Genomic DNA, 20,134 nt, shown 5'->3' with positions numbered 1-20,134 from the left:
ATTGGATATGCGGGCGGGTTGAACCTGTTTGCGTATACGCCGAATCCGGTTTACTGGATCGATCCATTAGGTCTTGCCGGAAATCCAGCAACGGCGACGCATGTTACGTATCAAGCAATTGATCAGCAGACAGGTAAGCCGTATATAGGTTATGCAAGTATGCCTGGGGATAGAGTCGGTGTGGATGTTGTAAAGTATCGATATGGCGGAAATTATGAGCGCTTTGGGGGGGGCCGCGCCGGAGGTTGTATATCGTGGGTATGGTCAGGGTGGAAAGGACACTGCCAGAGGACTAGAGCAGCATTATTTCGTGGGAAACGATGGGCTAGACGGAACTGCAAACAAACAGAATCCGGTTGGGAAGAATAACAAAAGGTGTCAAGAATATACTGATGCCGCTAATCGACATTTGGATTCTCAAGGCTTCGGCGGGTCTGTAGTATGCGAGCTCTAACTAAGGGGTGGGTGATTTGAAAAAAAGAATCGTATGGAAATCTGGCCATTTCATTGTAATCAAGGTTAGGGAGAATCTTTATACCGTCGCTAGAATGACTGGGAATACCGTTCTTTGTATCTATGATGTTTTTCGAGAGGATGATTACTGGGATGACATCGATTGGAGTGGGGTTGGAGCGCTTTTTCAGGTCTTTGTTGGGGCTGTGGTACAAAAAAATTTAGGTGTGCGTAAAATTTCTGTGGAGGGAATTCAATCTCGATTCCTCAAACTTCAGCGCTACTGGCTAAAGCCGTATACGTCATTGGATGGGGCGCACTTTAAAGGTGGTCGAGAAACGTTTTCTTTTTATGGTGGAAGACTTATAGACGTAGGAGAGGTTGAGAATCCAGAAACATATGGGGCTCCGGTAATAAAACACGATCTGTCGGTTTATGATGATCGAGAGATTATTGAAACGTATGAGCTTACAAATATGTGGGGTGATCTTGACCTCGCCGACAGATTAGCTCGCTATTACGATACAGGCGTAAATAGAGACGATCTTAAGTTTGAAGTTTTTCCGGGGCTCTGGAAGGATCGTGAAAAGCTTCGGCCTCTCACGCGCCGATTGCCGGTTCCATTGCGGTGACGAATTCGGGCAAAAACCTACCGACACCTCACGCTCTGAAATGAGCGAGTCGGCTATGCTCCGGGAGGCTCAAACGGTGGGCGCGGCGCTCACGTTATCTCGACCCCGTTAGGCGCTTCACCTCCCGCATCCCCAGCCGGGGCGAACAGCGCGAGGAAGAAACCTTCGCCTACGACGGCAGGCTGGTCCAGGTCATCAACGCCGCGAGCAAGCTGCAGTGGTTCCATGACAAGGCCGGCAACCTCGTTCGTGACACCTGCACTACCTGGCCACCGGTAGCCTGATGGTCGCGGTGTGGCAGCACGAGTACGACGCCCTCAGCCTGCGCACCTCGACCGTGCGTCCGGATGGCCACAAGGTCAGCTGGCTGACCTACGGTAGCGGTCATCTGTTGGGCATGACGGTCGATCAGCATGAACTGCTGGCCCCAACCTGCTGGACGACAAGCACCACGAACCGACCCGTCCGCTGGAGCGTGCGCCCTGGCGTAACCGGTTGATGGACAACCTGCTGCGTGAGTATGCGGGCACGCATTACACCTATGACGAGCGGGGCAACCTGAGCCACCGGTTGCACAACGGTGTGCAGGTCCGAAAGCAGTTACTGGCATGTGAACGAAAATACAAGCGACCTCATGCGGCGTGATCGACCAGGCCATAGCGTGCCAAGGAGTTGGATCTCAAATTCTGTTACATGATGGAGCCGTTTCAGGGTGTTACCGATCTGGCATATTCGCAGGACAGCGCAGTGTCCTCAGACGTTTTGAAAACCTGCTTGAATCACTACTTGCTGCACGATGATCTTCTGGACGTGAGTCAGGGCCACCAATACAGTGCTCAACGCGGGATTCTTGTAGCCTCCAGTGATGGACATCGAAACCGAATGTCAAAAACGCGTGTCATCGGCACAACGCTTTCTGCAATCGCTTCTGCAGAGAAGGAACTGAACAGAACGTTCCCCACATCCTTTTCCCGCTGGCTGCTTGCCAACAATGGACGGTCATTGGGTGGCCTGGTGGTGTTCCCCGTGTTCGACAGCCGAGACCCGAGGAAGACCTGGGACTCGATCGTCCGAAATTACACCGCAGGGTGGCGGGCGTGGCTGGAAAGTTTCTCGCAATCGCCTGAGCGTTTTGCACCGCTGTTGCCCTTCGCAGAGTTTGGAACAGGTGATTATTATTGCTTCGATTATGACGCGCGAGGCGCCTCAGGCGAACCTGCCGTGGTGTTGTGGGATCATGAAACGGGCAGTGCCCGCCGTGTTGCGGATGACTTTGAGCAGTGGCTGAGTAGCGTTGATCCTGCTCCTTAACGATCATCAGTAGCCCTGGATGGCTTGAATGTTTGACAGCGACTATGAGGATCTGGGCTGCCCAGCGTGATACCCGCTCGATGACGCCCGCGTTCCCACGACATGCAACGGCATGTTGATGTTCAGCCCTCTTCCAATCAGGCACCATCGGACGTGAGTGCAAAGGCCTGCACCTCCACACGTAATACATCCCATCACACAAGGACGGACCCACCTCATGAAAGACATTGTTCGCCTGGGCGATGCCACCACCCACGGTGGCGTGGTACTCGAAGCCTTTTCCAACACCAACCTCAATGGCAAGCCGATTGCCGGGGTAGGGCACAGCGTCAGTTGCCCCCTGTGCAAAGGGGTATTTCCCATTGCCGAGGGCAGCAGCACCTACAGCGTCGGCGGTACGCCCGTGGCGCTGGATGGCATGAAGACCGCCTGCGGCGCCGCGCTGATCGCCAGTGGCCCCAAGGGCGCAGTCATCAGCTAGGCATTGCCCGCAACGTGCACTTTCCCCCCCGGCCGCACCGCCAGTCGCGACGATGGCCGGGGTACCCAATTGTGTCTACAATCAGCTCCTTTGATTGACCTACTTACTGGAGCTCACGTTTTGGCTCAATACGTCTACACCATGCATCGGCTGAGCAAAGTTGTGCCGCCGAAGCGGGAAATCCTCAAGAACATTTCGCTGTCCTTTTTCCCCGGCGCCAAGATCGGCGTGCTCGGCCTCAACGGTTCGGGTAAATCCACCCTGCTGAAAATCATGGCCGGCGTCGACACCGAGTTCGACGGCGAAGCGCGTCCGATGCCCGATCTGAATGTCGGCTACCTGCCGCAAGAGCCGCAACTGGACCCCACCAAGACCGTGCGTGAGGTGGTCGAAGAGGCCGTCAGCGTGATCAAGGACGCCCAGGCCCGCCTGGACGAGGTCTACGCCGCCTATGCCGACCCGGACGCCGACTTCGACAAGCTGGCCGCCGAACAGGCCAAGCTGGAAGCGATCCTGCAGGCCAGCGACGGTCACAACCTCGAGCGCCAGCTGGAAGTCGCCGCCGACGCGCTGCGCCTGCCGGCCTGGGACGCCAAGGTCGAACACCTGTCCGGTGGCGAGAAGCGCCGCGTGGCCCTGTGCCGCCTGCTGCTGTCGGCCCCCGACATGCTGCTGCTCGACGAACCGACCAACCATCTGGATGCCGACTCGGTAGCCTGGCTGGAGCACTTCCTGCACGACTTCCCGGGCACCGTGGTCGCTATTACCCACGACCGTTACTTCCTGGACAACGTCGCCGGCTGGATTCTGGAACTCGACCGCGGCGCCGGTATTCCTTACGAGGGCAACTATTCGGGTTGGCTGGAAGCCAAGTCGGACCGCCTGGCCCAGGAGTCCAAGCAGCAGTCGGCCCATGAAAAGGCCATGAAGGAAGAACTGGAATGGGTGCGCAAAGGTGCCAAGGCCCGCCAGTCCAAATCCAAGGCGCGTCTGCAACGCTTCGAAGAAATGCAGTCGCAGGAATTCCAGAAGCGCAGCGAAACCAACGAGATCTACATCCCGGCCGGCCCGCGTCTGGGTGACAAGGTCATCGAGTTCAAGAACGTCACCAAGGGCTACGGCGACCGCGTTCTGATCGACAACCTGTCGTTCAGCATGCCAAAAGGCGCCATCGTCGGTGTGATCGGCGGTAACGGCGCCGGTAAATCGACCCTGTTCCGCATGCTGATGGGCAAGGAGCAACCGGACTCGGGTAGCATCGAGATCGGTGAAACCGTGCAACTGGCCTGCGTCGACCAGAGCCGCGAAGACCTGGACGGCGGCAAGACCGTGTTCCAGCAGATCTCCGACGGTTCCGACCAGATCCGCATCGGCAACTACGAGATCCCGGCGCGTACCTACGTGGGGCGCTTCAACTTCAAGGGCGGCGACCAGCAGAAGTTCGTCAAGGACCTCTCCGGTGGTGAGCGTGGCCGCCTGCACCTGGCGTTGACGCTCAAAGAGGGCGGCAACGTGCTGCTGCTCGACGAACCGTCCAACGACCTCGACGTCGAAACCCTGCGTTCGCTGGAGGAAGCCCTGCTGGACTTCCCGGGCGCCGCTATCGTGATCTCTCACGATCGGTGGTTCCTTGACCGTGTGGCTACCCACATCCTGGCCTACGAAGACGATTCGCAGGCGGTGTTCTTCGAAGGCAACTACACCGAGTACGAAGCCGATCGCAAGAAGCGCCTGGGTGAAGCCGCTGCCCAGCCGCACCGGGTACGGCACAAGAAACTGGCATGACCTTCACGGTCTTGCACTGAAACGGGGCCTTCGGGCCCCGTTTTTTTTGCTTGAAATACGCTTCGCATGCTTCGTCGGCAAGGCCGGCTCCTACAGGGTTGTGCGGCCTGCTGTAGGAGCCGGCTTTGCCGGCGAAGGTGTATACATTTATAGAAATGCACCATTTATTTCCATAAAAACGACATTTTGCCCTGTTGCGGTGCGAGTGGTTCTTGGTAAAGTCCTGAAAAAACTAATAAGTCCAACTCTATCTGGTGAATGTCTAAATGATCGAATCCGTCGAAGACTTCCTCGCACGCCTGCAAAAACGCGACCCTGCCCAGCCCGAGTTCCATCAGGCCGTGGAAGAGGTACTGCGCAGCCTGTGGCCCTTCCTCGAAGCCAACCCGCACTACCTGCAGGCCGGTATTCTCGAACGCATGGTCGAGCCGGAGCGGGCCATTCTGTTCCGTGTATCGTGGGTCGACGACAAGGGCAGGGTGCGTGTCAACCGCGGCTACCGCATCCAGATGAGCAGCGCCATCGGCCCATACAAGGGCGGCCTGCGTTTCCACCCTTCGGTGAACCTCGGCGTGCTGAAGTTCCTGGCCTTCGAACAGGTACTCAAGAATTCCCTCACCTCGCTGCCCATGGGCGGCGGCAAGGGCGGCTCGGACTTCGACCCCAAGGGCAAGAGCGACGCCGAAGTCATGCGCTTCTGCCAGGCATTCATGAGCGAACTGTACCGCCACATCGGCGCCGACCTCGACGTGCCGGCCGGTGACATCGGCGTAGGTGGTCGCGAAATCGGCTTCCTGTTCGGCCAGTACAAGCGCCTGGCCAACCAGTTCACCTCGGTGCTGACCGGCAAGGGCATGAACTACGGCGGCAGCCTGATTCGCCCCGAAGCCACCGGCTACGGCTGCGTGTACTTCGCCGAAGAAATGCTCAAGCGCGACGGCCTGCGCATCGACGGTCGCCGTGTGGCCATCTCCGGCTCCGGCAACGTGGCGCAATATGCCGCGCGCAAGGTCATGGACCTGGGCGGCAAGGTCATCTCGCTGTCCGACTCCGAAGGCACCCTGTACTGCGAAGCCGGCCTGAACGATGCGCAGTGGGATGCGCTGATGGAGCTCAAGAACGTCAAGCGCGGCCGCCTGAGCGAGCTGGGCGGCGAGTTCGGCCTGGAGTTCCGCGCCGGCCAGCGCCCTTGGAGCCTAGCCTGCGACATCGCCCTGCCGTGCGCCACCCAGAACGAGCTGGACGCCGAAGACGCACGCACCCTGCTGCGCAACGGCTGCATCTGCGTGGCCGAAGGCGCCAACATGCCGACCACCCTGGACGCCGTGGACCTCTTCATCGAGGCCGGTATCCTGTTCGCCCCGGGCAAGGCCTCCAACGCCGGTGGCGTGGCCGTCAGCGGCCTGGAGATGTCGCAGAACGCCATGCGCCTGCTGTGGACGGCCGGCGAGGTGGACAGCAAGCTGCACAACATCATGCAGTCGATCCACCATGCCTGCGTGTACTACGGCGAAGACAACGGCCGCATCAACTACGTCAAGGGCGCCAACATCGCCGGCTTCGTCAAGGTTGCCGACGCCATGCTGGCCCAGGGTGTGGTCTAGGCCTGCGGCTCGATGGCGACGACCTCGATCAGTTGATCACCCGCCGGTCGTCGCCACAGCACCTCGTCACCGGGCGCTGCCCCCAGCAGTGCCCGGCCCAGGGGTGACCCCCAGTTGATCAGGCCACTGGCGGCATAGGCCTGGTCTTCGCCGACCAGTTGCACTTCATGCTGGCGGCCTTCTTCATCGACAAACACCACCCGGCTACCGATCTGCACCTTGCTCTGCGAGGTGGCGGGTGCGGCCACCTGGGCGCTCTGCACGCGGGCGCTGAAGTAGCGCAGGTCGCGCTCGACCTCGGCCAGGCGTTGTTTGTCGGGGTCGCCCAGCAGCGTGCTGCGCAGGGTCTCCAGTTCGCTGACCCGCTGCTTGAGCAGGGTCAGGCCCTGGGCGGTGACGTGGTTGGGTTGTTCGCTGATGCGCCGCTCTACCGGTTGATTGGCCTGATCGGCGGCCTGGTCTTCGTTGACGAATGCTCGGCTCATGGTTGGCCTCCTTTGTAGGAAGACCATCATGCGCGGTCACCGGTTGCATCGAATGTTCGAGGGCGACCTATTGGCGTCGATAGGCGCGGGCGGCGTCGCGGTCCTTTTCCTGCTGCCACTGCTGGTCGCGCTCGTCCCAGTGGCGGCTGCGGTAGGTGTCCTGGTCCTGGCTCTGCTGCATGGCCTGGCACTGGCGAAAGCCGTCGTCCCAGCCGGTCTCGTACTGGCGGTCGTGCAGATAGCGCGGCACGTCCTTGCGAAACTCGCCCATCATCACGCCTGCGGCCTGGTGGCCGCTGCTGCAACCGGCCTGGAAGCCGTCGGCGTAGGGGGCAGGGTAGCCTTGCTCGATCAGTTGATCGTGGGTGCTGGCGCAACCGCCCAGCATCATTGCCACCAGTACCCAGTGCCCGCGCATGTTCGAACTCTCCACCTGTTGGGGGGAAGTCTAGGTGCTGGTGTGTGCAAGAGAGGTCAAAAAGATGTCAAACAATTGGATCGCATCGCGGGTCAAGCCCGCTCCCACAAGGTTTCTCACTGCCCTTGTGGGAGCGGGCTTGACCCGCGATGACTTCAGTAGTTGTACCACTTCACCTCGAGCATCACCTCGTTCTGCGCCGTCGCCAGCTGGCTGAACTCGCGCCTGGCACTCAGGCGCAGGCCCAGGTTGCGCGACAGTTCCCACTGCTGGTTGAGGCTCAGGCTGCGGCGGACCTCGCCATTGGTGAAGTAGTCGCCCTTGGCCTCCAGGCTCAGGTTGCCCAGCCCGTTGCGCCACAGCACGCCGGTGTTGAACCCTGCCGCGGGTGCGATGAACCCGGCAAAGTCATTGTTGTGCTCCACCCGCACCGTGCCCAGGGCAAACCCGAGCATGTCCTGGCCCAACTGCCAGGTGCCCCCGGCGCCGCCATTCACATGGCTGACCAGCACCTCGTTCTCATGCTTGCCCAGCACCCGTTCCAACCCGCCGGCCACCTGCCACGACCACGGCTTGAGCAGGTCGTTGCGCGGCGTCAGCGAGCGGATCGTGGCCAGGTCCAGGCGCTGCACCTGCCAGTCGTTGTGTTCGTACTGGCGCACCTTCAGTTGCAGGATCTCGATCTGCGCCCCCAGCGGGAAGCCGTAGGCGTTGTCGTTGAGGTCGTGATAGGCCATGCGCAGCCCGTACTCGGCAAAGGCCCGGTCTTCTCGGGTACCCACGCCCAGCTGCCAGGTGCGCGACTCGTGGCCGTCCTCCGGCAGCCCGGGGCGTTCGATCTGCAACGGCGGTGGCGGGTTGCGGTTGATCGCGCGCAGCAACTCGAAGCTGCGCCTGGCCCGCTCCGGGTCGCGCTCCAGGCCATTGGCGCGGTAGCGCTCCAGGCGATAGGCGGCGTCCTGCACCAGCGCCTGGCGCTCGCGCGGCAGCTCGGTGAAGGCGGGGCTCTGCAGCTGCGCGGTGTCGGCGCTCACGGCCAGCACCTGCTGCTGTTCGGCATGGTCCAGCGGTTTGGCCCGCTCCAGCAGCTCGCGCTCGCGCGATGGGCGGTAGTCGGTACGCGCCACCAGCCCGGACTGTTTCACCGCCTTGACCGTGTCGGTGGGGATCGCCGTGAGCGGGAACTGCGAGGTCAGGTCCAGGCTCGGCCGTGCCACCTGCAGCAGTTCGAGCAGGCGATACGAGCAGTTTTCGTCGAAGAAGAAATAGTCGAACTGGATCTGCTTGAGTTCCCAGATGTGCTCGACCATGCGCCCGGTTTCCTCGGGCGTGAGGTTCAGCCGGTATTCCCACAGGTCGCGGTTTTCCAGGCTGCGGTATTCGGACAGCTTCTCCTGGTAGGGCACCAGCGCGAACAGGCCGGGGTAGCCGCCCATCAGGCCCTTCCAGGCATACAGGATGCTGTTGTCGTTGCCCTCGATGTAGGCGCCGAAGTTGATCGCGTAGCTCAGCAGTGCGGTGTTGTCGCTCTGCACGTCGGCCTGGTCGATACGCAGCAGCGTGTGCCCGAACATCGACGAGGGGCTGTTCAGGTAGGCCGCCGGGAAGATCATCACCGCGCTGTGCGGCGACACGTCCGAGTACCACTGGGTGTAGGCCTTGCAGTCCGGCGCCGGCAGGTCGGTGAGCTGCAACTGCTCGCGCAGCCAGCGGGTGCGCGCCGGGAATACGCATTGCGCGTGCTGGTCGCCCAGGCTGGCCGGGGCGTACAGCGCCTCATAGGTGGCGCGCAGTTCCTGGTCAGGGTGGTGCGCACCGTCCTTGGCCAGGAAGAATTTGGGGTCGTCCACGTAGCTGCGCCATCCGCCGAGCTTGGCGGTTTCGTAATGGCCCAGGGAGATCCAGTAGCGGTCGTTGGCCAGTGCGTGCAGACGAGCATCGTCCAGCACGGTGGCAGCGTGCAGCGGGGCGCAGGCACAGAGCGCCAGGTAGGCAAGGCGTTTGAGCATGTCGGGCAACTACGTCTGAATGATGCCGATAGAGGCGGGCAAACAAACCCGCCCCGTGGTCGGGGCGGGTGTGCCGAGCTTAGGCCGGGGTTGCGTATTTGGCCAGACGGGCGTCGCTTTTCAGGACGGCAAGGGTGTTGGTGTGAACATCTTCAGCGGTAGCGTCGGCTGTGGTGAAGATTTCCTGGAAGTGCTGGTGGGTCACGGCCGCGAAGTGCGCACGGTCTTCCGGTGCGACGCCCAGTACCACCGCGTAGGTGGTCAGTGCTTCGCCCTGGCCTTGCGCCATGTCTTCGGACAGCTCGTTCATCATGCCATTCATGGCGAACCAGGATTTGCCGCCATAGGTCAGCGACGCATTGGTGGAGCAGCCGTTGGTGCCCGAGGTCATGCCGAAGGTGGCGTTGCCCGAGGTACCGTTGGTGGTGGATGCGAGGAAGTGAGCCGGCGTGCCGCGTTGGCCCTCGAACAGCATGTTGCCCCAGCCGCAGTCCGGGCCGCCAGGCGCCTGGGCCATGGCGTTGAGCGAAACCGCGGTGAACAGAGTACCCAGAAGAATCCGTTTCATAGCATTGTTCTCTTTCTGATGTTCAAACCAAAGGTCAGGGTTATCTGGCATGTCTGTAGGACTAGTTGCCAGGACGGGTCGGTTGTTTACCCAGCCGCGCAGTTTGGAGTTTAGGCACGATCTAAGGGTTCCGTGATTAATTGCAAAAGATTGCTTGAAATAATTGACGCGGAGCAGGTTTTCGACCCTGCGCGCTAAAGCGTTGAAGAGCCTTGCAAGCCGGGCGCAGGCGGCGCCAGAATGCCGTCATCCGCCCCGCCGAAGTAAGGAAGCCCGATGCCCGATCCTGTTGCTGCGAGCCTGCGTCTTGCGCCCGAAGCCCTGACCCGGCCGTTTTCCGCTGAACAGTTCGATTTTTCCACCACCAATGATCTGGAGCCCTTTCGCGGTGTGCTAGGCCAGGAACGTGCAGTCGAAGCCTTGCAGTTCGGCGTCGCCATGCCACGCCCCGGTTACAACGTGTTTGTCATGGGCGAGCCGGGCACCGGCCGCTTCTCGTTCGTCAAGCGCTACCTCAAGGCAGAAGGCAAGCGCCTGCAGACGCCGTCCGACTGGCTGTACGTCAACAACTTCGACGAGCCCCGCGAGCCCAAGGCGTTCGAGCTGCCGGCCGGCAGTGCCGGGGCCTTCATCGCCGATATCGGGGGCCTGATCGACAACCTGCTGGCGACCTTTCCGGCGGTGTTCGAGCACCCGTCCTATCAGCAGAAGAAAAGCGCCATCGACCGCGCCTTCAACCAGCGCTACGACCGTGCCCTGGATGTGATCGAGCGCGCCTCGCTGGAAAAGGACGTGGCCCTGTACCGCGACAGCAGCAACGTCGCCTTCACCCCAATGGCCGATGGCAAGGCGCTGGACGAGGCCGAGTTCGCCCAGTTGCCTGAGGCCGAGCGCGAGCGCTTCCACGAGGACATCGCCGCGCTGGAAGAGCGCCTCAACGAAGAGCTCGCCAGCCTGCCGCAGTGGAAGCGCGAGTCGAACAACCAGCTGCGCCAGCTCAACGAAGAAACCATCACCCTGGCCCTGCAGCCCTTGCTGGCCCCGCTGTCGGAGAAGTACGCCGAGAACGCTGCGGTGTGCGCCTACCTGCAGGCCATGCAGGTCAACCTGCTGCGCACCGTGGTCGAGCAACTGGTCGACGACAGCAAGACCGACGCGGTGGCGCGCAAGATGCTCGAAGAGCAGTACGCCCCCAGCCTGGTGGTCGGCCATCACGCCAGCGGCGGCGCGCCCGTGGTGTTCGAGCCGCACCCTACCTACGACAACCTGTTCGGCCGCATCGAATACGGCAACGACCAGGGCGCGCTGTACACCACCTATCGCCAGTTGCGCCCGGGGGCGCTGCACCGCGCCAATGGCGGGTTCCTGATTCTGGAAGCCGAGAAGATGCTCGGCGAGCCGTTCGTGTGGGATGCGCTCAAGCGCGCCCTGCAATCGCGCAAGCTGAAGATGGAGTCGCCGCTGGGCGAGTTCGGTCGCCTGGCCACCGTGACCCTCACCCCGCAGATGATCCCGCTGCAGGTCAAGGTGATCATCATCGGCGCCCGCCAGCTGTACTACGCGCTGCAGGACCACGACCCGGACTTCCAGGAGATGTTCCGGGTGCTGGTGGACTTCGACGAAGACATTCCCATGGTCGAGGAGAGCCTGGAGCAGTTCGCCCAGTTGCTCAAGACCCGCACCAGCGAGGAGGGCATGGCCCCGCTGACCGCCGATGCGGTGGCGCGCCTGGCCACCTACAGCGCCCGCCTGGCCGAGCACCAGGGGCGCCTGTCGGCGCGCATCGGCGACCTGTTCCAGCTGGTCAGCGAGGCGGATTTCATTCGCCACCTGGCCAACGACGAGATGACCGACGCCGGGCACATCGAGCGGGCGCTCAAGGCCAAGGCCACGCGTACCGGGCGGGTATCGGCGCGGATTCTCGACGACATGCTGGCCGGGATCATCCTGATCGACACCGAAGGCGCGGCGGTGGGCAAGTGCAACGGCCTGACCGTGCTGGAGGTGGGCGATTCGGCGTTCGGCGTGCCGGCGCGGATTTCCGCCACGGTGTACCCGGGCGGCAGCGGCATCGTGGATATCGAGCGTGAGGTCAACCTGGGCCAGCCGATCCACTCCAAGGGCGTGATGATCCTCACCGGGTACCTGGGCAGCCGCTATGCCCAGGAGTTCCCCCTGGCCATTTCGGCCAGCATCGCGCTGGAGCAGTCCTACGGCTATGTGGATGGCGACAGCGCATCGCTGGGCGAGGCCTGCACGCTGATCTCGGCCCTGTCGAAAACCCCGCTCAAGCAGTGCTTTGCGATCACCGGCTCGATCAACCAGTTCGGTGAAGTGCAGGCGGTGGGCGGGGTCAACGAGAAGATCGAGGGCTTCTTCCGCCTGTGCGAGGCTCGTGGCCTGACCGGTGAGCAGGGCGCGATCATCCCGCGGGCCAACGTGGCCACGCTGATGCTCGACGAGCGCGTGCTGCAGGCGGTGCGCGCCGGGCAATTCCATGTCTACGCAGTCAGCCAGGCCGACGAGGCCCTGAGCCTGCTGGTGGGCGAGCCGGCCGGGCAGCCGAACGAGGAGGGCGAGTTCCCCGAAGGCAGCATCAATGCGCGGGTAGTCGAGCGGTTGCGGGTGATTGCCGAGATGATCAGCGAAGAGGACCTCAAGGAAGCCGAGAAGGAGCAGGCCGAAGAGGCGCTGGCGCAGGTGAAGCCTTCCTGACCGCGTTGGGTTCTTCGCCGGCAATGCCGGCTCCTACATGTGGGAGTCGGCATTACGGGCGAAGGGGGCAGTTCGGCGCATGGCACATGACCGCTCGGCGCCGACCGCTTGTCGCCGGCGGATTTCTTCTATCCTCAAGGCATGGACCGTCGTGCGCAAAAGGATCGAAACCAGCCTGGCCACAGGCTACGCAACGCCTCACCGAGGACCGTCGCCATGCCGCGTACCCTCAGCCTTACCCGTCAATGCCTGGGCCTGGTGACCCGCATTGAGTGCCGTATCCGCCCGCTGGCCGGTGACACCGGCATGTGGACACTGCTGTTCGCCGCCGGCATGGCCGGCGAGCAACCCTCCGCGATCAAGGCCCAGGGGCCGTTTCACGGGCCGTTCGTGGCCGAGTCGGTGCTCAGCGCGATTGTCGACAGCCTGACCCTGCACGGCTACCAGGTGGCCGACGACCCGCAGATCTGGTGCGTGCACCTGCAGGCGCAGCTGCGTCGCATCAACGGCGAACGGGTTCACCATGTGGGTGACCTGCAGTCCAACCCCGACACCTGAGCCGACCGTTCATCCTCCGGCCTGTGGCAGCGTGTCGCGGGCTTTTCCTGTCACAGGTGGCTGCTATACTCGCGCTCGTTTTTTTCCAGCCACCTGGTGATCTGCTCAATGGAACGCTTTATCGAAAATGCGATGTACGCCTCGCGCTGGCTGCTCGCACCCATCTATTTTGGCCTGTCCCTGGGGCTGCTGGCGTTGGCGCTGAAGTTCTTTCAGGAGATCTTCCATGTGCTGCCCAACGTCTTCTCGCTGGCCGAGTCCGACCTCATCCTGGTACTGCTGTCGCTGATCGACATGGCCCTGGTGGGCGGCCTGCTGGTGATGGTGATGATCTCGGGCTACGAGAACTTCGTGTCGCAGCTGGATATCGCCGAAGGCACCGAAAAGCTCAACTGGCTGGGCAAGATGGACTCTTCCTCGCTGAAGATGAAGGTGGCCGCCTCGATCGTGGCGATCTCCTCCATCCACCTGCTGCGGGTGTTCATGGACGCGCGCAACATCGAGACCCAGTACCTGATGTGGTACGTGATCATCCACATGACCTTCGTGGTCTCGGCGTTCGCCATGGGCTACCTGGACAAGATGACCAAGCACTGACCTGCGGGGTATCACGCCTTGTCAGCCGCCCGTCCGTTGCATAACGGACGGGCGGTTGCGTTTCTGGCTTGTGCTTTGGTCGATGCTGTACAAAAAATGAACGGCCTGTGGAATGTTCCAGTAGCGAGGTATCGCAATGAACCTGCATGAACTGAACAGCGAGGCCAGGGCCGGCCGGGTGGACGAACTGAACCTGATCGCCATCGAAGGGGGGGACTTCGTGCTCGAGGCCCGGGTCAAGGGCAAGGCGCACCCGTTGCTGGATGCCAAGGGTGTACGTCTCAAGGTGCACTCGGTGGTCGATGGCCAGCGCCTGCTCAATGGCTTGCCCGCCGTGCCGCTGCACCTGGTGCACTGGTCGGTGCAGGACGAGATGTGCGGCCTGCACGGCACCCCCGAAGAAGACCTCAAGGTGCCGATGCCGCGACGTACTGCCTGGTAGCTGAACTGCTTTGCCGCAGTGTGCTAGGCTGCTTGCCCTTTTCACAGCGGGCGCGGCTTTTGTGCGCCCTGTAGCGGAGCAGAAACATGTCCGAACTCAACCTGTCCACCGACGAAACCCGCGTCAGCTACGGCATTGGCCGTCAGCTGGGTGGCCAGCTGCGTGACAACCCGCCACCGGGCGTCAACCTGGACGCGATCCTGGCCGGTCTGACCGACGCCTTCAATGGCCAGGCCAGCCGCGTCAGCGAAGAAGACCTGTCGGCCAGCTTCAAGGTCATCCGTGAAATCATGCAGGCCGAAGCGGCTGCCAAGGCCGAAGCGGCCGCTGGCGAAGGCAAGGCCTTCCTGGCCGAGAACGCCAAGCGTGACGGCATCACCACCCTTGCCTCGGGCCTGCAGTTCGAAGTACTGACTGCCGGTGAAGGCGCCAAGCCAAGCCGTGAAGACAGCGTGCGCACCCACTACCACGGCACCCTGATCGACGGCACCGTGTTCGACAGCTCCTACGAGCGTGGCCAGCCGGCAGAATTCCCGGTCGGCGGCGTGATCGCTGGCTGGACCGAGGCCCTGCAACTGATGAACGCGGGCAGCAAATGGCGCCTGTACGTACCGAGCGAGCTGGCTTACGGCGCCCAGGGCGTTGGCAGCATCCCGCCGCACAGCGTGCTGGTGTTCGACGTCGAGCTGCTGGACGTACTGTAAGTACGTCGCAGGACCTTGCGGCCCTCATCGCGGGTCAAGCCCGCTCCCACAGGTACACTGCCAGTCTCATGATTGCAGTGATCCTTGTGGGAGCGGGCTTGACCCGCGATGCTTTCAGTTCCACTGCGCGCCACCCCCAGGGCGCAACGCCCGGGCATAGCAGAACAGGAACAGATTCCTCACCAGCTCCTTGAGCACCACAGGCTCGCTCGAATTCAACCCGTGAAGATCCAGGTCGCCCTGGTCGCGCAGTTCGCCCAGCGCGTCTTCTTCGAGCACGGCGCATACCTCGCCGGTTTCGCGGTGCAGGATGCGCAGGTACGGATGGGGGCGGTCAAGCCAGGCGTCTATCAGATAAGTCATGGCTATTCTCCTTGAAAGCGTTCAATGAGAATAATTCTTATTATCAAAATAGCAAGTGACTATTGGATTTTTCTTGCGATTACCGCCGGGCGGTAGGGTCGAGGCTGCGAGTGCAGCCCCGGGCAGGCAGGGGTCAGACCTTGCGCACGAATTCCGATTTCAGCTTCATCGGGCCGATGCCGTCGATCTTGCAGTCGATGTCGTGGTCGCCGTCGCACAGGCGGATGTTCTTGACCTTGGTGCCAACCTTGACCACCAGCGAGGTGCCCTTGACCTTGAGGTCCTTGATCACGGTGATGGTGTCGCCGTCCTGCAGGACGTTGCCCACCGAATCCTTCTTCACCGCTTCGTCGCTGGCCGCTTCGGCTTCACCGCTGGCCGACCACTCGTGGGCGCACTCGGGGCAGATCAGCTGGCTGGCGTCTTCGTAGGTGTATTCGGAGTTGCATTTGGGGCAGGGTGGCAAAGTGCTCACTACGGTTCCTCAGGACTACGTGCAGAAAACCCACATTGTATAGGGTTTTGCCGGCCAGAGGAAAAGCAGGCCCATCGAGCGATGGGCCGGGCAGGGGATCAGTGCGTGCGGGCGACGGCGAATTCGCTGAGTTCGACCAGCGCATCGCGGTATTCGCTGGCCGGCAGCACGTCCAGGCAGGCGATGGCACGGGCCACGTAGTCACGCGCCATCTGTGCGGTGTACTCCAGCGCGCCGGCGGCCTCCACTGCGTTGCGGATGCTCTCCAGGTCTTCAAGGCCACCTTTCTGGATGGCCTGGCGCACCAGCGCCGCCTGCTCGGGGGTGCCTTCGCGCATGGTGTAGATCAGCGGCAGGGTCGGCTTGCCTTCGGCCAGGTCGTCACCGACGTTCTTGCCCAGGGTCTCGGCGTCGCCCTTGTAGTCGAGCAGGTCGTCGACCAGCTGGAAGGCCACGCCCAGGTGGTCGCCGAAGGTACGCAGGGCTTCGCGCTGTTCGTCGCTGGCGCCGGCCAGTGCGGCGGCGCTGTGGGTGGAGGCTTCGAACAGCATGGCGGTCTTGCCGCGGATGACGTCCATGTAGACTTCCTCGGTGGTGCTGGCGTCGCGAATGCGCGACAGCTGCAGCACTTCACCCTCGGCAATCACTCGGGTGGCCTTGGAGAGGATCTGCATGACCGGCATCGAGCCCAGCTCGACCATCATCTCGAACGAGCGCGAGTACAGGAAGTCGCCCACCAGCACGCTTGGCGCGTTGCCCCACAGGGCATTGGCGGTAGAGCGGCCACGGCGCATGCCCGACATGTCGACCACGTCGTCATGCAGCAGGGTGGCGGTGTGCAGGAACTCGATGGTGGCTGCCAGCAGGCGCAGGTCGTCGCCTTCGCGGCCCAGTGCCTTGCCGCACAGCAACACCAGCAGCGGGCGCAGACGCTTGCCCCCGGCCGAGGTAATATAGTCGCCGATTTTCGATACCAGCGGCACACGCGAAGTCAGCTGCTTCTTGATGATCTCGTCAACGGCGCTGAAGTCGTCCGCTACCGCACGGTAGAAAGCTTGGGGTTGCATCGGCCACAGGTGCTCCATAAGGGTTGCGCGGCATGCTAGGTTGCGGGTCCCGGCGTGTCAAGGCGCACTGCCCGTGGGGTCAATGGCCACACTTGCAAGGCAAAGCTGGCTTGCGTACAATCGCGCACCCTGAACTTCCTGGGCAGCACCTGCCTTACGCAATTGCACTGGGCCGTTCCAGCCCTATGCAGCCATGCCAGCCAATACTCTTCCTATAAAGAGCTGGGTGAGCAGGATTATCGGAGAAATACCCATGTACGCAGTAATTGTTACCGGTGGCAAGCAGTACAAAGTCGCCGAAGGTGAATACCTGAAAATCGAAAAACTGGAAGTCGCCACTGGCGAATCCGTGACTTTCGACCGCGTTCTGTTGGTTGCCAATGGCGACGACGTGAACATCGGCGCTCCAGTCGTTGCTGGTGCCAAGGTTGTTGCTGAAGTGATCTCGCAAGGTCGTCACGACAAAGTGCGCATCATCAAGTTCCGCCGCCGTAAGCACCACATGAAGCGTATGGGCCACCGCCAGTGGTTCACCGAAATCAAGATCACCGGTATTTCGGCTTAATCGCCCAAATCCCCATTTCTGGAGAATTGAACCATGGCACACAAAAAAGCTGGTGGTAGTACCCGTAACGGTCGCGACTCAGAAGCCAAACGCCTTGGCGTGAAGATGTATGGCGGCCAGGCTATCATCCCGGGCAACATCATCGTGCGTCAGCGCGGCACCCAATTCCACGCTGGCTACGGCGTTGGCATGGGCAAGGATCACACCCTGTTCGCCAAGATCGCGGGTAAGATCAAGTTCGAAGTAAAAGGCGCCTTCGGTCGTCGTTACGTGAGCGTCGTTGCCGAGTAATCGCGCGATCGCTGGAAAAGCCCTGTCTCGCGACGGGGCTTTTTCGTTTGTGGGGTGAGTCTCTTGCAAAGCTGTTTGTATGGGCTGCCGGCGCTGGTGTTCTGGCCGTATCGGGGCCGCCGCGCTCACTTTTGCAAGAGCCTTATGTCTTTGTGTCACTCAGCTCGTCCAACTGACGAGAGGCGGTTTTTATGAAGTTTGTTGACGAAGTATCGATCAAGGTCAAGGCCGGTGACGGCGGTAACGGTTGCATGAGCTTCCGCCGCGAGAAGTTCATCGAGAACGGTGGCCCCAACGGTGGCGATGGTGGCGACGGCGGCTCGGTGTACATGGTTGCCGACGAAAACCTCAATACCCTGGTCGACTACCGCTACACCCGTCACTTCGAGGCCCAGCGCGGCTCCAATGGCGGCAGCACCGACTGCACCGGCAAGAAGGGCGACGACCTGATCCTGCGCGTGCCGGTCGGCACCACCGTGATCGACGCGGGCACCCAGGAAGTGATCGGCGACCTGGTCAAGGCCGGGCAGAAACTGATGGTGGTGCAGGGCGGCTGGCACGGCCTGGGCAACACCCGTTTCAAGTCCAGCACCAACCGTGCGCCACGCCAGACCACCCCGGGCAAGCCCGGCGAGCAGCGTGACCTGAAACTGGAAATGAAAGTGCTGGCCGACGTCGGCCTGCTGGGCTTGCCCAATGCCGGCAAATCCACCTTCATCCGTTCGGTGTCGGCCGCCAAGCCGAAAGTCGCCGACTACCCGTTCACCACCCTGGTGCCGAACCTGGGCGTGGTCAGCGTCGACCGCTGGAAGAGCTTCGTCATCGCCGACATCCCCGGCCTGATCGAAGGCGCTTCGGAAGGCGCCGGCCTGGGTATCCGCTTCCTCAAGCACCTGGCGCGTACCCGCCTGCTGCTGCACCTCGTCGACCTGGCCCCGCTGGATGAAAGCAGCAGCGCCGACGCCGCCGAAGTCATCGTCAACGAGCTGACCCGCTTCAGCCCGTCGCTGGCCGAGCGTGACCGCTGGCTGGTGCTGAACAAGACCGACATGCTGATGGACGACGAGCGCGACGAGCGCGTCAAGGAAGTGGTCGAGCGCCTGCAGTGGGAAGGCCCGGTGTACGTGATCTCGGCGATCTCCAAGCAGGGCACCGAGCAGCTCAGCCGCGACATCATGCGCTACCTCGAAGACCGTGCCGACCGCCTGGCGGCCGACCCGGCCTACCGCGACGAGCTGGCCGACCTCGACCAGCGCATCGAAGACGAGGCCCGTGCCCAGCTGCAGGCCCTGGACGACGCGCGCGCCCTGCGCCGTACCGGCGTCAAGAGCGTGCACGACATCGGCGACGATGATGACGATGACGACTGGGAAGACGACGAAGACGGCCCGGAAATCATTTACGTGCGCGACTGATTCGTTGCAGTACACTAAACGCCGCTTTTTCAAGCGGCGTTTTGGTATCTAAAGATCTCTATAGGTTGGAAGAAGATGCGGAGCAAGGTGACGGGTGCGCAGCGCTGGGTCGTGAAAATCGGCAGCGCGTTGCTGACGGCGGATGGCAAGGGCCTGGACCGCGCGGCGATGGGCGTGTGGGTCGAGCAGATGGTGGCCCTGCATGAGGCAGGGGTCGAGTTGGTGCTGGTCTCTTCGGGGGCCGTGGCTGCCGGCATGAGCCGCCTGGGCTGGAGCAAGCGACCGAGTGCGATGAACGAGCTGCAGGCTGCCGCCTCCATCGGCCAGATGGGCCTGGTGCAGGCCTGGGAGTCGAGCTTTGCCGAGCATGGCCGGCACACCGCGCAGATTCTGCTGACCCACGACGACCTCTCCGACCGCAAGCGTTACCTCAACGCCCGCAGCACCCTGCGCACCCTGGTGGAGCTGGGCGTGGTACCGGTGATCAACGAGAACGACACCGTGGTCACCGACGAGATCCGCTTCGGCGACAACGACACCCTGGCCGCACTGGTGGCCAACCTGGTGGAAGCCGACCTGCTGGTGATCCTCACCGACCGCGACGGCATGTTCGATGCCGACCCGCGCAACAACCCCGAAGCTCAGCTGATCTACGAGGCGCGCGCCGATGACCCGGCGCTGGACGCCGTGGCCGGCGGCACCGGTGGCGCACTGGGGCGTGGCGGCATGCAGACCAAGCTGCGTGCGGCGCGCCTGGCCGCGCGGTCGGGGGCGCACACCATCATCGTCGGCGGGCGCATCGAGCGCGTGCTCGACCGCCTCAAGGCCGGCGAGCGCCTGGGCACCTTGCTCTCGCCCGAGCGCGGCATGCTCGCGGCACGCAAGCAATGGCTGGCCGGGCACCTGCAGACCCGCGGCACCCTGGTGCTGGACGCCGGTGCGGTGCAGGCCTTGCGCCAGGCCAACAAGAGCCTGCTGCCGGTGGGCGTCAAGACCGTGCAGGGCAGTTTCCGGCGTGGCGAGATGGTCGTGTGCGTAGGGCCGGACGGCCTTGAGGTGGCCCGCGGCCTGGCCAACTACAGCGCGCTGGAAGCGCAGAAGATCATCGGCCAGTCATCCGAGGCCATCGAGGCCGTGCTGGGCTACAGCGCCGAGCCGGAACTGGTGCACCGCGACAACCTGATTCTGGTATGAGG

21 protein-coding genes and 1 pseudogene are annotated in these 20,134 nt (G+C 62.4%); 15 read left to right on the top strand and 7 right to left on the bottom strand.

Features of this window, described 5'->3' with window-relative positions:
• The first annotated feature begins 470 nt into the window (after positions 1 to 470).
• The 6 genes and pseudogenes from DN387_RS21405 (at position 471) to gdhA (ending at position 6,266) form a co-directional block, all read left to right on the top strand.
• Positions 471 to 1,085 (top strand): hypothetical protein, encoded by a 615-nt coding sequence (locus DN387_RS21405; protein ID WP_082405782.1) that lies wholly within the window; start codon positions 471 to 473, stop codon positions 1,083 to 1,085.
• Between the two features lie 140 nt (positions 1,086 to 1,225).
• Positions 1,226 to 1,667, top strand: a pseudogene (locus tag DN387_RS21400) (hypothetical protein); the annotation flags it as partial.
• Between the two features lie 90 nt (positions 1,668 to 1,757).
• The gene (locus DN387_RS21395) at positions 1,758 to 2,396 is read left to right on the top strand and encodes an SMI1/KNR4 family protein (RefSeq protein ID WP_236172029.1); all 639 of its coding nucleotides are present in this window, start codon (positions 1,758 to 1,760) and stop codon (positions 2,394 to 2,396) included.
• A gap of 217 nt (positions 2,397 to 2,613) precedes the next feature.
• Positions 2,614 to 2,877, top strand: a complete 264-nt coding sequence (locus DN387_RS21390) for a PAAR domain-containing protein (protein WP_054916267.1) — start codon at positions 2,614 to 2,616, stop codon at positions 2,875 to 2,877.
• 120 nt (positions 2,878 to 2,997) lie between these two features.
• Entirely contained in the window at positions 2,998 to 4,662 is a 1,665-nt protein-coding gene (gene ettA / locus DN387_RS21385) for an energy-dependent translational throttle protein EttA (protein ID WP_043860207.1), read from the top strand.
• 266 nt (positions 4,663 to 4,928) lie between these two features.
• A complete protein-coding gene (gene gdhA / locus DN387_RS21380) occupies positions 4,929 to 6,266 on the top strand; it encodes an NADP-specific glutamate dehydrogenase (protein WP_054916266.1) in 1,338 nt (445 codons plus the stop codon).
• Here the strand turns inward: gdhA and DN387_RS21375 are convergent.
• From DN387_RS21375 to DN387_RS21360, 4 genes are all read right to left on the bottom strand, one after another.
• Positions 6,263 to 6,751 carry a GreA/GreB family elongation factor gene (locus DN387_RS21375; protein WP_054916265.1) on the bottom strand — a complete coding sequence of 163 codons (489 nt, stop codon included), beginning with the start codon at positions 6,749 to 6,751 and terminating at the stop codon, positions 6,263 to 6,265. The genes gdhA and DN387_RS21375 overlap by 4 nt on opposite strands.
• 67 nt (positions 6,752 to 6,818) lie before the next feature.
• Complete coding sequence (locus DN387_RS21370; protein ID WP_043860210.1) at positions 6,819 to 7,169, bottom strand: hypothetical protein; 351 nt, start codon at positions 7,167 to 7,169, stop codon at positions 6,819 to 6,821.
• A 155-nt stretch (positions 7,170 to 7,324) separates the two neighbouring features.
• Positions 7,325 to 9,178: a DUF4105 domain-containing protein gene (locus tag DN387_RS21365; RefSeq protein ID WP_054916264.1), complete on the bottom strand. Its 1,854-nt coding sequence runs from the start codon at positions 9,176 to 9,178 to the stop codon at positions 7,325 to 7,327.
• Positions 9,179 to 9,257: 79 nt separating this feature from the next.
• On the bottom strand, positions 9,258 to 9,746 hold the full coding sequence (locus DN387_RS21360) for a DUF3015 domain-containing protein (RefSeq protein WP_043860212.1): 489 nt from the start codon (positions 9,744 to 9,746) through the stop codon (positions 9,258 to 9,260).
• Positions 9,747 to 10,022: 276 nt separating this feature from the next.
• Here DN387_RS21360 and DN387_RS21355 point away from each other — a divergent pair, with 276 nt between their 5' ends.
• The 5 genes from DN387_RS21355 (at position 10,023) to DN387_RS21335 (ending at position 14,762) form a co-directional block, all read left to right on the top strand.
• Positions 10,023 to 12,461 carry a Lon protease family protein gene (locus DN387_RS21355; protein ID WP_043860213.1) on the top strand — a complete coding sequence of 813 codons (2,439 nt, stop codon included), beginning with the start codon at positions 10,023 to 10,025 and terminating at the stop codon, positions 12,459 to 12,461.
• 216 nt (positions 12,462 to 12,677) lie between these two features.
• Positions 12,678 to 13,019, top strand: a complete 342-nt coding sequence (locus tag DN387_RS21350) for a hypothetical protein (protein ID WP_043860214.1) — start codon at positions 12,678 to 12,680, stop codon at positions 13,017 to 13,019.
• A 108-nt stretch (positions 13,020 to 13,127) separates the two neighbouring features.
• Positions 13,128 to 13,616 (top strand): TIGR00645 family protein, encoded by a 489-nt coding sequence (locus DN387_RS21345; RefSeq protein WP_043860215.1) that lies wholly within the window; start codon positions 13,128 to 13,130, stop codon positions 13,614 to 13,616.
• A 136-nt stretch (positions 13,617 to 13,752) separates the two neighbouring features.
• The gene (locus DN387_RS21340; protein ID WP_043860216.1) at positions 13,753 to 14,058 is read left to right on the top strand and encodes a DUF6482 family protein; all 306 of its coding nucleotides are present in this window, start codon (positions 13,753 to 13,755) and stop codon (positions 14,056 to 14,058) included.
• 86 nt (positions 14,059 to 14,144) lie between these two features.
• Positions 14,145 to 14,762 carry an FKBP-type peptidyl-prolyl cis-trans isomerase gene (locus tag DN387_RS21335; RefSeq protein ID WP_043860217.1) on the top strand — a complete coding sequence of 206 codons (618 nt, stop codon included), beginning with the start codon at positions 14,145 to 14,147 and terminating at the stop codon, positions 14,760 to 14,762.
• 114 nt (positions 14,763 to 14,876) lie between these two features.
• On the opposite strand, the gene DN387_RS21330 is transcribed toward DN387_RS21335, so the two are convergent.
• From DN387_RS21330 to DN387_RS21320, 3 genes are all read right to left on the bottom strand, one after another.
• Entirely contained in the window at positions 14,877 to 15,125 is a 249-nt protein-coding gene (locus DN387_RS21330; RefSeq protein ID WP_043860218.1) for a hypothetical protein, read from the bottom strand.
• A gap of 133 nt (positions 15,126 to 15,258) precedes the next feature.
• Positions 15,259 to 15,600 carry a zinc ribbon domain-containing protein YjdM gene (locus tag DN387_RS21325; RefSeq protein WP_043860219.1) on the bottom strand — a complete coding sequence of 114 codons (342 nt, stop codon included), beginning with the start codon at positions 15,598 to 15,600 and terminating at the stop codon, positions 15,259 to 15,261.
• 98 nt (positions 15,601 to 15,698) lie between these two features.
• Positions 15,699 to 16,667 carry a polyprenyl synthetase family protein gene (locus DN387_RS21320; protein ID WP_054916263.1) on the bottom strand — a complete coding sequence of 323 codons (969 nt, stop codon included), beginning with the start codon at positions 16,665 to 16,667 and terminating at the stop codon, positions 15,699 to 15,701.
• 253 nt (positions 16,668 to 16,920) lie between these two features.
• Between DN387_RS21320 and rplU the strand changes: the two genes are divergently transcribed.
• The 4 genes from rplU to proB all read left to right on the top strand — a co-directional run bounded on the left by rplU (position 16,921) and on the right by proB (position 20,132).
• A complete protein-coding gene (gene rplU / locus DN387_RS21315; protein ID WP_038614793.1) occupies positions 16,921 to 17,232 on the top strand; it encodes a 50S ribosomal protein L21 in 312 nt (103 codons plus the stop codon).
• Positions 17,233 to 17,265: 33 nt separating this feature from the next.
• Complete coding sequence (gene rpmA / locus DN387_RS21310; protein ID WP_010225698.1) at positions 17,266 to 17,523, top strand: 50S ribosomal protein L27; 258 nt, start codon at positions 17,266 to 17,268, stop codon at positions 17,521 to 17,523.
• Between the two features lie 191 nt (positions 17,524 to 17,714).
• Entirely contained in the window at positions 17,715 to 18,938 is a 1,224-nt protein-coding gene (gene cgtA / locus DN387_RS21305; RefSeq protein ID WP_043860221.1) for an Obg family GTPase CgtA, read from the top strand.
• A gap of 75 nt (positions 18,939 to 19,013) precedes the next feature.
• Complete coding sequence (gene proB, locus DN387_RS21300; protein WP_043860222.1) at positions 19,014 to 20,132, top strand: glutamate 5-kinase; 1,119 nt, start codon at positions 19,014 to 19,016, stop codon at positions 20,130 to 20,132.
• The last annotated feature ends 2 nt before the right edge of the window (positions 20,133 to 20,134 follow it).

Source organism: Pseudomonas sp. FBF18 (assembly GCF_024261405.1).
Taxonomy (GTDB): Bacteria; Pseudomonadota; Gammaproteobacteria; order Pseudomonadales; family Pseudomonadaceae; genus Aquipseudomonas; species Aquipseudomonas palmensis.
This window is presented reverse-complemented; position numbering and strand designations above follow the sequence as displayed.

Coding starts and splice junctions, on each gene's coding strand:
- DN387_RS21390 (WP_054916267.1), top strand. CDS start 2,614: ATGAAAGACATTGTTCGCCTGGGCGATGCCACCACCCACGGTGGCGTG.
- gdhA (WP_054916266.1), top strand. CDS start 4,929: ATGATCGAATCCGTCGAAGACTTCCTCGCACGCCTGCAAAAACGCGAC.
- DN387_RS21375 (WP_054916265.1), bottom strand. CDS start 6,751: ATGAGCCGAGCATTCGTCAACGAAGACCAGGCCGCCGATCAGGCCAAT.
- DN387_RS21370 (WP_043860210.1), bottom strand. CDS start 7,169: ATGCGCGGGCACTGGGTACTGGTGGCAATGATGCTGGGCGGTTGCGCC.
- DN387_RS21365 (WP_054916264.1), bottom strand. CDS start 9,178: ATGCTCAAACGCCTTGCCTACCTGGCGCTCTGTGCCTGCGCCCCGCTG.
- DN387_RS21360 (WP_043860212.1), bottom strand. CDS start 9,746: ATGAAACGGATTCTTCTGGGTACTCTGTTCACCGCGGTTTCGCTCAAC.
- DN387_RS21355 (WP_043860213.1), top strand. CDS start 10,023: ATGCCCGATCCTGTTGCTGCGAGCCTGCGTCTTGCGCCCGAAGCCCTG.
- DN387_RS21350 (WP_043860214.1), top strand. CDS start 12,678: ATGCCGCGTACCCTCAGCCTTACCCGTCAATGCCTGGGCCTGGTGACC.
- DN387_RS21345 (WP_043860215.1), top strand. CDS start 13,128: ATGGAACGCTTTATCGAAAATGCGATGTACGCCTCGCGCTGGCTGCTC.
- DN387_RS21340 (WP_043860216.1), top strand. CDS start 13,753: ATGAACCTGCATGAACTGAACAGCGAGGCCAGGGCCGGCCGGGTGGAC.
- DN387_RS21335 (WP_043860217.1), top strand. CDS start 14,145: ATGTCCGAACTCAACCTGTCCACCGACGAAACCCGCGTCAGCTACGGC.
- DN387_RS21330 (WP_043860218.1), bottom strand. CDS start 15,125: ATGACTTATCTGATAGACGCCTGGCTTGACCGCCCCCATCCGTACCTG.
- DN387_RS21320 (WP_054916263.1), bottom strand. CDS start 16,667: ATGCAACCCCAAGCTTTCTACCGTGCGGTAGCGGACGACTTCAGCGCC.
- rplU (WP_038614793.1), top strand. CDS start 16,921: ATGTACGCAGTAATTGTTACCGGTGGCAAGCAGTACAAAGTCGCCGAA.
- rpmA (WP_010225698.1), top strand. CDS start 17,266: ATGGCACACAAAAAAGCTGGTGGTAGTACCCGTAACGGTCGCGACTCA.
- cgtA (WP_043860221.1), top strand. CDS start 17,715: ATGAAGTTTGTTGACGAAGTATCGATCAAGGTCAAGGCCGGTGACGGC.
- proB (WP_043860222.1), top strand. CDS start 19,014: ATGCGGAGCAAGGTGACGGGTGCGCAGCGCTGGGTCGTGAAAATCGGC.